This window comes from Pseudomonadota bacterium (genome assembly GCA_034660915.1).
In the GTDB taxonomy this organism is placed as follows: Bacteria; Desulfobacterota; Anaeroferrophillalia; order Anaeroferrophillales; family Anaeroferrophillaceae; genus DQWO01.
The window spans coordinates 1-11621 of the sequence record JAYEKE010000141.1; the positions used below are offsets into that span (position 1 = coordinate 1).

Below are 11621 nucleotides of genomic sequence, written 5' to 3' on the forward strand. Positions count from 1 at the left end.
ACACATTCCAAGAGCGTCATCAATGTAATGCATCCGTTCCTGCCAGTCAACAATATCACAAGCCATTTCAATAGTTGGATAATATGGATTTGAGTTTTCTCCTTTTATTTCCCAGTCGAGAAAATATTGCTTGAACTTTTCATCGGGAACCTGGAACCAGTCTTTAACAAACTTTTCTCTATGCTCTCTTTTAGGAAATGGTCCCTGGGGGAACTGTCCTTCAATCTGGGTGACATTTATCTTCTCGCCGGTAGTATACATCAGGAAAAAGACGGGATTAAGCATATACAACTTGAGCGGTAACTGCTCATGTTTTTTAATAGTATTGTGGACATAGACGTCAGCACCCTTGCCGATCTTTTTGGCCGCCCAGTAAGTTCCATCGGCCAGCAGATCACCGATGCCTTCCCGGCGGACGATCCGGTCCAGCAGCCAGTAAAACCTGCCCTCGTTGTCAGCCGGCATTCCCGGGAAATCATCATCGGTTAAAATACCGTCCTCCAAAAGTTCAAGCGCGAAAGCCATAACCTGCGGAGCTGAATAGCCGTCCACTCCATACTCCGTCGCCTTCTGGGCGATTGTTAAGCCAAAATTCAGGTCTGAATAGGCTCCCAGAGTATAGGTGAGCTTGGTAAAACATTTCATCATATAGGTAGGCATGTCTGGACTGGAAAGTGTTGCCCCACATTTCAGTGGACAGTTATAACAGCTTATCAGCCGCGTCCGGGTATTATCCAGCGTTTCTCTCCACTCCTCGGCAACTTCATCAGTCCAGAAATCTTTTCTCCGGGTGCGGGCATTCCCCCAGGAAAAATTTTCGGTGTGCCACTTTTCATCATGGATTGCCATCTCTTGAGGAGAACCGAGTCTGGCTAAAATAGGGATTACCCCGGGAATGGGATTTTCTTCCCGGAACTTTATATATTCCAGCACTTCCTTGCAAAGCTCCATATATTCCAATGGCTGGGAAATATTGATATCATTTGTTCCTCGAACAACTATCGCCTTAACTCCTTTATCGCCCATAACCGCCCCGATGCCGCCACGACTGGCACTGGATCGACCCTGTTCAATGGAGGCAAAGAAGACCCGGTTTTCACCAGCCATGCCGATAGCCGCCACCTGGGCTTTCGGCTCTTTGAGCTCCGCCTTAATCAGCTCTGCCGTCTCAAGCGCCCCCTTACCCTTGAGATGAGAGGCATCACGGATTTCTACTTTGTCATTGTTTATCCATAAATAAACAAGGTCCGGTGACTGCCCGCGCAGGATGACTTTATCATAACCGGCATACTTCAATTCCGGCGCCCAGAATCCACCCATCATTGAAAATGCCAGTAATTTAGTCTGGGGAGAAATTGTCGAAACTATGGTCCGGTTACAACCGGTTGCCGGAGTGCCACATAAAAGACCAGCCCCGAAGATCAGGAGATTCTCAGGAGAAAAAGCTTCAACATCATGGGGAACCCTGTCCCACATTATCTTAGCGTTAGTTCCCAGCCCTCCCAGATAGAGCTCGGTCTCCTTTGGATTTGAAGCAACCTTTTCAATGTTTCCTCGGGTCAGATCAATCTCTAAATTAAATCCTGTCTCTGCATACCTCATTTTTTACCCCTTATACTCAATCTGCGATACGGTCATCCGCACTGTTTTCAAAACACTTGCAGCTTGATCTTTTCCGTGTTTTTTACCGGTAGGTGATAAATAATCACCATTTTGTGGCGGTCCAGGACCGTATCACATTCGTTCCCACCAATAGCCGAACGCATTTAACCTGGCAGCCGCTGCTGTATTTCCACCTGTCCTTAATTAGCAATGATTGTGCCATCTTTATCAAGTGAAGGCCAACTTGATTCTCAAACGAAAGAGATGGGGTCAATGTCCACCGTTATCGATACTTTGCGGGAAGGAGGAGAACAGCCGCGCCACTCGGTAATCAGCTGATGCAGATAAGGCCGATGGTTGCTCTTCAGCAGCAACTGCCAGCGATACATTTTCTTGATTCTGGCAACCGAACTGGGAACCGGACCCATAACCATAATATTTTTTGACCAGCCATGGGTTTTGATCATATTTAGCAACCTGTCTTTTATGACCCGTAACACCTTCTGTACCAGGTCTTGATCCTCCGCCTGCCCACGGAACAAAAGCAAATGACTGAAGGGAGGGAAACTAAGTTCTCTCCGGATGGCCAGCTCATGGCGGAAAAAACCCTGGTAGTCGTGGCTGGTGGCATGCTGAACACTGTAATGACGCGGCTGCAGGGTCTGAATGATAACTTTACCCCGGTTCTGCCCCCGACCCGCCCGACCAGCTACCTGGGTAAGCAGCTGGAAGGTTTTTTCCGCCGCCGTAAACTCCGGAAAGTTCAGGGAGAGATCGGCAAAAATCACTCCTACCAGATCAACATCGGGAAAATTCAGACCCTTGGCCAGCATCTGGGTTCCCAGTAGCACCTGGTATTCGCCACGACAAAAGGCATTGATGAGTGCTGCCAACTGCCCTTTTTTACGGGTACTGTCACGATCCAGACGGGCTACTTTAATCCCGGGGAAATATTCCTGAAGGCGCTCATCCAGTTTCTGAATCCCGACCCCCAAGGGGAAAAAATTGCTTTTATGGCATTGGGGACAAACCGATGGCACCGGCAACATCATGCCACAGTAGTGACAGATCAGCCGGTTCATTTCTTTATGGTACGTCAACCTGACCGAACAGGAACTGCAGCTGGGCATATAACCGCAATCCAGGCAATAAAGCGTCCGGGAAAAGCCCCGCTTATTTAAAAAAAGCATCACCTGGCGGCCGGCATCCAAAACCTCGGTCATACTTTCCACCAGTCTGGGACTGAAACCATCCCAATCGAACATTTTTTGTTTGCCGGCTGACAAATCGACCACTTCCACCTTGGGCAGCAGCCTGTTTCCCGGCCTTTCCGACAATTCCAGCAGCTGGTAATGGTTGGCTACGCTACGGTGATAGGTAACAACTGCTGGGGTTGCCGAACCCAGAACTACCGGGCAACCGGCCATCTGTCCCCGCATCAAGGCCAGATCGCGACCATGATAGGGAAAAGATGATTCCTGTTTATAGGAAGCTTCATGTTCCTCGTCAACAACGATCAACCCCAGGCGGGGCAGGGGGGCAAAAACCGCCGATCGGGCTCCTAAAACCACTGTTGCTTCACCCCGGCAAATCCGCCGCCATTGATCATAGCGCTCGCCGGCCCCCAATGAACTGTGCAACACCGCCACCTGGTCCCCGAATTCACGGATAAATCGATCCAGCAACTGGATCGTCAGGGCAATTTCAGGCACAAGATACAATGAACCACGACCAAGTTGGCGGGCTTTTTTAATCAATTGCAGGTAAATTTCCGTTTTACCGCTGCCGGTAACCCCATGGATTAAAAAAGGAGAAAATTCAGCCTGCACCAATTTAACCGCCACCTGCTGATAAATCTTTTCCTGGACCGACGTCAGGGTTACAACCGGTGGCGGCTCCTGGCCGCTGCCCTGATCAGGAATATTTCTAAGCCGGGGAACCTGTCGAGACCTGATCCAGTTTTGCTGCTGCCAGCGGCGCAAGATGGCGCTGCTGCCGGGGAAAAAACCCAGAAACTGGCGGCGGCTGAAAAAATCACCTGACCGTAAAAAAGTCCGCATGCCCTCTTTTCGTTCCGCCAAGATTCTGGAAACAGCGATAGCATCATCCAGGGTGGAAAAATCCACTATTTCATAGATGGTTTCATGGCGCCCCCGAACTACCGGGGGCAGCAGACGATTGTTCACTGATAACCAGCCCTGGCGCACGCCACTTTTGAGCACCACCTTGAACTGTTCTGCCTGCCTGTCGGCAGACACGGCCGGCAGCAATATCGCTTTTGCCAGTTCTGCCACCAGCATGCCCTCTTTACCAGCCAGAGTTTTCCGTAATCTTTCCGCAATTTCACGGCGGCCTGGATCTTTAATCTTCGGCAGTAACTTTCCGGTCAGACAATACTCCCTACATGAACGGTAGGCCAGTCCTCCCGGAAGCATGGCATGCAGAGCCACCCCAAGGGGGGCATGATAATAAGCTGCCGCCCGCCGATAAAATTCCAAATCCACAGAAGAAAAAAGCGGACGATCATCAACAATATCCCCCAATGGCAACATCCGCAGATTCTCTTCTTCAGGTTTTAGCTTATGGCGCCAGCCGACCAGATAGCCACTGAGCTGACGTCCCCGAAACGGAACTAAAACCCGTTTTCCCACCTCCAGCCGGGGCAGCAGCCGCTCATCCTCCACCACATAGGTAAAGAGATTATCCCGGGGAATATTGATGGCCACATCCGCGTAGCAAACCATTTTCGTTAACTAGCCTTGCAATTAGATGAATTATTCGTTATCTTGGCAAATATCATGTCTTGGACAGAAAGACGATTAACATCCTAACAAAATACCCGGCAAGAAAAAAGGAGAAACTAGCTCATGTCAGAAATTGAACATACATTGGCGGTCTTTATTGATTTTGAAAATCTGGCCCTGGGATTCAAAGGAAAAAAGAAAAACCTTTTCAATGTTGAGATCATCCTGGCCCGGCTGGTGGAAAAAGGCAAAGTGATTGCCAAAAAAGCCTATGCCGACTGGAATGCCTACAGCCAGTATAAACAGCAATTGCACGCGGCAGCCATTGAAATGATTGAAATTCCCAAACGGGGCATGACCGGCAAAAATTCGGCTGACATCAGGCTTTGCGTTGATGCTATGGACATGTCTTACTCCAAGGAACATATTGACTCCTTTGTCATCGTTTCCGGCGACAGCGACTTTTCCCCCCTGGTTTCCAAACTCAAGGAAAACGGCAAACATGTCATCGGCATCGGCATGCATGAAAGCACCTCGCCTTTATTGAGCAACAATTGCGATGAATTCATTTTTTATGAGGATCTGCTGCAGACTTCAGAAATAACCCCTCCCCAGATTGCCGACAACATATCAGCTAATAAAAAGGAAGCCTTCACCTTGTTGTTTGACTCCATTACCGCCCTGATGCGTGAAAATAAAGAAACTCTCTGGTCTTCGATGATCAAACAGACCATGCAGCGGAAAAGGCCATCATTTTATGAATCATCTCTCGGTTATCGCTCTTTCAGTGAAATGCTGAAAGACGCGGAAAAGCGTGGTTATCTGGTACTTACCAAAGATGCAAAGAGCGGCACATTGATTGTTGAAGGTTTCGCCAAATAGACTATCGCTTTCCTTCACCCTCTTTTCCGTCGGCATGGCAACAGGTTTAATTTCTATGAAAAGGAGGCTGTATTATGGAAGGAAAACTGTCTCTTAAAGGGCAGATTGCCGGATATGCCGGACAATGCGCTTATGAGCCCTTAGAAATTATTTACTGGGACGGCGAGCGGAAAATCTGTGGAGCCGTGTCTGCCGACAGGCAGGCGGAAACAGATGATGACGTAACAAATCCTGCCTGTGTTCTGCATTTCAAAAGCAAAAAAGCTGCCCAGCAGGCCATCTTCAGAGGATCCCTCGGTTTTGGCAAAGCCTATATGGACGGTGAGATTGAGGTAAACGGTGACCTGCAGCAAATCATCCGTCTGAGCCTCCATCCGATCTTTGACAGCTGTCAAGCTCCAGTCGTCAGCAAGCTGTTGCCCCTGGCCGGCCTCTTTTATAATTATAATTCCATCAATGGCGCGCACAAGGCTATTGCCCACCATTATGACCGCGGCAATGATTTTTACCAGGAATGGCTTGATGAAAGCATGAGTTATTCCTGTGCCTATTTTAAGGCTCCAGAAAACTCCCTGGAACAGGCCCAGCAGGATAAATTTGAACATATCTGTCGTAAACTGCAGCTGCAGCCAGGCGAACGGCTAGTTGACGTCGGCTGCGGCTGGGGTGGCATGCTTATTTATGCCGCCCAACATTACCAGGTTACCGGAACCGGCTACACGTTATCCCAAAACCAGCTTGATTATGCCAGAGATTGGGCACAACGGGCCGGGGTTGCCGACCAGGTAAGCTTCCACCTGCAGGACTACCGGGAAGCTGAAGGAACTTTTGACAAATTAGCTTCCATCGGCATGTTTGAACATGTGGGGAGAAAATACTACCCGGATTTTTTTGCTAAAACAGTTGAACTGCTGAAACCCGGTGGCCTGGGACTTTTACATACCATTGGCAAAAATGACGGAACCCCAACCGATTCATGGATCACCACCTATATTTTCCCCGGCGGTGAACTGCCACAACTGTATGATATCTGTCGGGTAGCCGGCCGGCATGATCTTCGCCTCACTGACATGGAAAATTTGCGCTATCATTACCACCTTACCCTGGAACACTGGATCAGGCGCTTTGAACAGCGACTGGATTACATTCGGAAATCAATTGGCAATAATCCGGAAGAAATAGAACACTTCCTGCGCTGCTGGCGGCTGTACCTCAACGGCAGTTCGGTCAACTTCCTCCATGGCCCCCTGGATCTTTACCAGTTGACTTTTACCCGGGGATTGACTAATGAGCTTCCGTTAACCAGAGAACATATTTATACCTGAACGGTATACGGTTTACGGTGTACGGTGTACGGTGTAGCTTTACCCTTTAGCCTTTACCCTTTAGCCTTTACCCTTTAGCCTTTACCCTTTAGCCTTTAGCCTTTAGCCTTATATCTTATACCTTCTAAAGGTCCCTGCCATGCTTTTGATGATCGATAATTACGATTCCTTCACCTATAATATAGTCCAGTACCTGGGAATCCTGGGGGAAGAGGTGGTGGTCTATCGCAATGATGCCATCAGTATCGGAGAAATTAAAGAACTGCAGCCGGACAGTCTGGTTATCTCCCCCGGTCCCTGCACTCCCAAAGAGGCTGGCATCTCGGTCGCGGCAATCAAAAATCTGGCCGGCAGACTACCCATCCTGGGAATTTGTCTCGGTCATCAGTCAATCGGTGCCGCCTTTGGCGGCCGTATCTCCAGGGCCGGACAGATAATGCATGGAAAAACCTCACAGATATCCCATAACAATCAGGACCTTTTCAAGGGAATCCCCAACCCTTTTGAAGCTACCCGCTATCATTCCCTGGTCATTGAACCGGACTCACTGCCACCCTGCCTCGAAATCACCGCCAGCGCCCTTGATGACCAGGAAATTATGGGGATAAAACATCGTGAACTGCCAGTCTGGGGGATACAATTCCACCCGGAATCCATCCTGACCAAAGCCGGGATGAAAATTATGGATAATTTTCTCCAGCTGGCCCATGCAAGCAGATAATCAACCGGAATGAAAAACCCCTATCCCATGAATCCTGTCGAATTAAACCATGCCTTCAGCACCCTGTTTCCAGATTGGACGGCATTGCAGAACATCGCCCATAAAGGAGATCCGGAGCTCTATGCCGTCGGCGGAAGCGTTCGTGATGCCATCTTAAATCGCCAGCTTACAGATATAGACCTGGTTTGCCATCCCCGGGACATGGACCATTGGGAAAATCATATCACCCGCCTCAGTGGTAAGCATTTCTTCACCCTCGGCAAAGAAGATCGGATCACCCGGCGCCTGGTCAGTCATGACTGCACTTTCGATCTCACCCCCATGGAGGGAGATTCGATTACCACCGATCTCAAACGCCGGGATTTCACCATCAATGCCATGGCACTCGGCCTTCACGATGACAGTTTTCATGACCCCCATCACGGCCTGCAGGCCCTAAAACAGCACCAACTCCTCTGTGTTTCCGCAAAAAGTTTGGTCGATGACCCCTTGCGCATTCTACGGGGCATCCGCTTTTCCCTGACCGTCAATATGCAGTTGCCGTCAGAAACCATTGAGCAGATGACCAAAGCCCGGGAAGGACTGCTGGAAGTCGCCGGGGAAAGAATCGGCAGTGAGTTATCACTGATTCTCTCCCGGAAAAATGCCGCTGCCGGCATCCGCCGGCTGGCGGATACCAGGGCTTTATTCACCCTTTTTTCATCCCTCCTGCCCCTGCAGGGTTTGATGCAGAATGAATATCACCACGTGGATGTTCTTGAACATACACTACAGGTACTGGAAAACCTGGACAAGTTGATTGCCGATCCTCCCGCTGCCATGACTCAACCGAACGATGAACAGGCAGTTATCCTCCGCTGGGCGGCACTTTTCCACGATGTTGGCAAAACGCTGGCCAAAACCATTGATCCCCAAACCGAAAAAATTCATTTTTACGGCCATGAACAGATTTCTGCCCACCTCGCCAGTACCATGCTGCTCCCCTTAGGACTTGGCAAACAAACAGTAGCCCGCGTTGTCCGGCTGATCGAACAGCACCTCTCCCCCCTCCTGCTGTCTCTTTCCAATCCGAAACCCAAGACTTTCCGCAAGTTGGTATTCACCATGGAAGAAGATCTACCGCTGCTGCTTTTTTTGACCCTGGCTGACAACCTGGGCACCCGGGGTAAAGATTTCCCCCAACGGCAGAAAAAAATTAAGGCCTGTGTCCATAATCTTTTAAATATTTATCAGCAGGAACGAAAAACGTTTATTAAGCCGCTGATTAACGGCAAGGATCTGCTGGCTTTAGGACTGGAACCAGGGCCCCAGATGGGAGTTATCATCCGGGCAATCCATCAGCGCCAGATTAACGGCGAATGTGGCAGTCGTGAAGAGGCTTTGGCCTGGGTCCAAAAAATTTCATCCCCGCCGATTTCCGATTGAAATGCACCGGGGATAGAATCCCCAGATTTGCCTTGACAAAGGAAAGACAATATGATTATCTGCATCTGCTAATTTTTCAGGGAATGGGACAGGAGTATTGTTTTGGCGCACATTACCTCACTGTATAATTTAGACAAACCAGGCATTTATCTCACTTTGATCTATTGATAGCAAATGGCAACGACGACATGATGTCGTCGTTGCCCTTTTAGTTTTATTCAGGGTATTTTCCCTTACATCTTATCATTTTAACAGGAGGAAAAAATGGGACTTGATTTTAAGAAGTTTGATGCTCCGAACATGGCTGACTGGCAGATTGCGGCCCTGGCGGAAAAAGAGATGATGAAACCGATTCAACAGGTTTCTGACGAACTGGGTCTGGTTGGCGATGAGTTGATCCCCATGGGCAAATATGTGGCTAAAGTCGACTATATGAAAGTTCTTGAACGCCTGGGTGATCGACCGGATGGCAAGTATATCAACGTTACCGCCATTACTCCGACGCCGTTGGGCGAAGGGAAAACCACCACCAGCATGGGTCTGGTTCAGGGCCTGGGCCTGATGGGCAAAAATGTAGTCGGCGCTATCCGTCAGCCTTCCGGCGGCCCGACTTTCAACATCAAAGGTTCAGCGGCCGGCGGCGGCTTGGCTCAGACTATTCCCTTGACTCCTTTTTCTCTGGGACTCACCGGCGATATCGATAACATCATGAACGCCCACAACCTGATGATGGTCGCCCTGACCTCCAGGATGCAGCATGAGCAGAACAACACCGATGATTTTCTGGCCAAAAAGAATCTCAAACGGCTGGATATTGACCCCAATCAGGTGCAAGTCCGCTGGATCCTCGACTTCTGCGCCCAGGCCCTGCGTAATATTGTTATCGGTCTCGGCGAGCGGCTCGACGGCATGGTGATGGAATCAGGTTTTGCCATTGCCGTATCTTCGGAAATCATGGCGATCCTGGCCGTAGCCACGGATCTCAAAGACCTGCGCGAACGGATGGGTAAAATCATCGTCGCCTACTCAAAAACCGGTAAACCGGTCACCACTGACGATCTTGACGTTGGTGGCGCCATGACCGCCTGGATGGTTAAAGCTTTGAACCCCAACCTGCTGCAAACCGTTGAAGGCCAGCCGGTTTTTGTCCATGCCGGTCCGTTTGCCAATATTGCCATCGGCCAGTCATCTATCATTGCCGACCGCATCGGTCTGAAACTGGGTGATTATCATGTGACCGAATCCGGATTTGGTGCCGACATCGGTTTCGAAAAATTCTGGAACCTCAAATGCCGCTTCTCCGGCCTGACTCCCGACTGCTCAGTCATTGTCGCTACCGTCCGCGCCCTCAAAATGCACGGTGGTGGTCCCGCGGTAGTCCCCGGCCGGCCACTGGCTAAGGAATATGTTGAGGAGAATGTCGGCCTGGTTGAAAAAGGCTGTTGCAACGTTATCGCCCACATTGAAACGGTCAAAAAAGCTGGAGTTACCCCGGTGGTCTGCATCAACAGCTTCTATACCGATACCGATGCCGAAATTGCCGAGATAAAAAGGCAGGCTGAAGCCGCCGGTGCCCGTTGCGCGGTATCCAGACACTGGCAGTATGGCGGTGAAGGCGCACAGGAGTTGTGTCAGGCAGTTATTGAAGCCTGTGATGAACCGAGTGAATTCAAACTTCTCTATGAAGACAGTACCCCACTCAAAAAACGGATCGAGCTGCTGGCTACTGAAGTCTATGGTGCCGACGGTGCCTCTTTCAGCGATGAAGCCCTGAAAAAGATCGAAATGATCGACAACGATCCTGAGTTGTCAAAACTGGGAACCTGCATGGTAAAAACCCATCTCTCCCTCTCCCATGATCCGACCCTCAAGGGCCGGCCGAAAGGCTTTACCTTCCCGGTCCGCGACGTCCTGATCTACCAGGGTGCCGGATTCTGCGTCCCACTGGGTGGCACCATTAAACTGATGCCTGGAACCGCATCCGATCCGGCCTACCGCCGCATCGATGTCGATGTGGAAACCGGCCAGGTAAAAGGCTTGTTCTAACCTATAACCTTCAAATACCGGTTGCCGGGGACGGCCCTGACGGGTTGTCTCCGGCAACTGTTTCCCTTATCATAACACTGAAGTGACCCTCCGCAAGGGAGATAGTCGCTTCAGGTTTTTTCGTTTTTAGGAATATACCAATAAAACGATATCTCATTTGGAACTAACGTCTGCCTCATGCCGGAACCCATCCATCAGGTAACCTTTCAGCCCGACAACATCACCGTTGATGTCTATCGCCACGGAGAAAACCTCCTTCGGGTGGCTATGGCCGCCGGGGTCCACATCAATGCCTCCTGCGGCGGCAATGGTACTTGTGGAAAATGTAAAGTTATCATTGACAAAGGCAAAGCTGAATCAGAACGTTCGGAAAAATTAAGCGAAGAACAATGGCAGCAGGGCTACCGGCTGGCCTGCCGCACTAAGGTAATTGATGACCTGGTAATCACTATCCCACCGGAATCACGCATTGACAATTCCGCCCTGAAACGGAAAACCGGCGGCCAGCGCCATATCCTTAAAGCCAGGGACCTGAATACCCTGGTCCAGGGATTGAGCATCAACCCGGCGGTATTCAAGTGTTATCTGGAGTTGCCGCCGCCAACCGCGGATGACAACATGAGTGATCTCGGTCGTTTGATGCGGGAGATAAAGAAAAACTATAAATATGAGCATATATCCACTGATTTTCATCTGCTCCGGCGCCTGAGCCGGGCATTGCGGCAGGCGGACTGGAAAATTACTGTCACCCTGGTTTATAACCCCAAGGGTTTTAAGCTCATCGACCTGGAGGCCGGGGATACCACCAAGGATAACTACTCGATCATTATTGACGTGGGAACAACAACGGTCAAGGGACAGTTGCTGAACCTGGAA

General features: G+C 50.0%; 8 protein-coding genes. 6 read left to right on the forward strand and 2 right to left on the reverse strand.

Translation table 11 applies throughout. The features are described 5' to 3' along the window. Together U9P07_08495 and priA are read right to left on the reverse strand one after the other, a co-directional pair. Positions 1 to 1602 (reverse strand): aldehyde ferredoxin oxidoreductase N-terminal domain-containing protein (locus U9P07_08495; protein MEA2109441.1); only part of this gene is annotated, 1602 nt, incomplete at its 3' end. A 251-nt stretch (positions 1603 to 1853) separates the two neighbouring features. Beyond that, positions 1854 to 4346: a primosomal protein N' gene (priA, locus tag U9P07_08500; GenBank protein ID MEA2109442.1), complete on the reverse strand. Its 2493-nt coding sequence runs from the start codon at positions 4344 to 4346 to the stop codon at positions 1854 to 1856. Positions 4347 to 4469: 123 nt separating this feature from the next. Between priA and U9P07_08505 the strand changes: the two genes are divergently transcribed. From U9P07_08505 to U9P07_08530, 6 genes are all read left to right on the forward strand, one after another. Then, positions 4470 to 5228, forward strand: a complete 759-nt coding sequence (locus U9P07_08505; protein ID MEA2109443.1) for an NYN domain-containing protein — start codon at positions 4470 to 4472, stop codon at positions 5226 to 5228. Between the two features lie 74 nt (positions 5229 to 5302). Continuing rightward, positions 5303 to 6553 (forward strand): cyclopropane-fatty-acyl-phospholipid synthase family protein, encoded by a 1251-nt coding sequence (locus tag U9P07_08510; protein MEA2109444.1) that lies wholly within the window; start codon positions 5303 to 5305, stop codon positions 6551 to 6553. A gap of 139 nt (positions 6554 to 6692) precedes the next feature. Further along, positions 6693 to 7274 (forward strand): aminodeoxychorismate/anthranilate synthase component II, encoded by a 582-nt coding sequence (locus U9P07_08515; GenBank protein MEA2109445.1) that lies wholly within the window; start codon positions 6693 to 6695, stop codon positions 7272 to 7274. A gap of 9 nt (positions 7275 to 7283) precedes the next feature. Further along, complete coding sequence (locus U9P07_08520) at positions 7284 to 8699, forward strand: HD domain-containing protein (GenBank protein ID MEA2109446.1); 1416 nt, start codon at positions 7284 to 7286, stop codon at positions 8697 to 8699. Between the two features lie 264 nt (positions 8700 to 8963). Beyond that, complete coding sequence (locus U9P07_08525; protein MEA2109447.1) at positions 8964 to 10745, forward strand: formate--tetrahydrofolate ligase; 1782 nt, start codon at positions 8964 to 8966, stop codon at positions 10743 to 10745. A 177-nt stretch (positions 10746 to 10922) separates the two neighbouring features. Then, the coding region (locus U9P07_08530; GenBank protein ID MEA2109448.1) for a 2Fe-2S iron-sulfur cluster-binding protein at positions 10923 to 11621 on the forward strand (699 nt) is incomplete at its 3' end.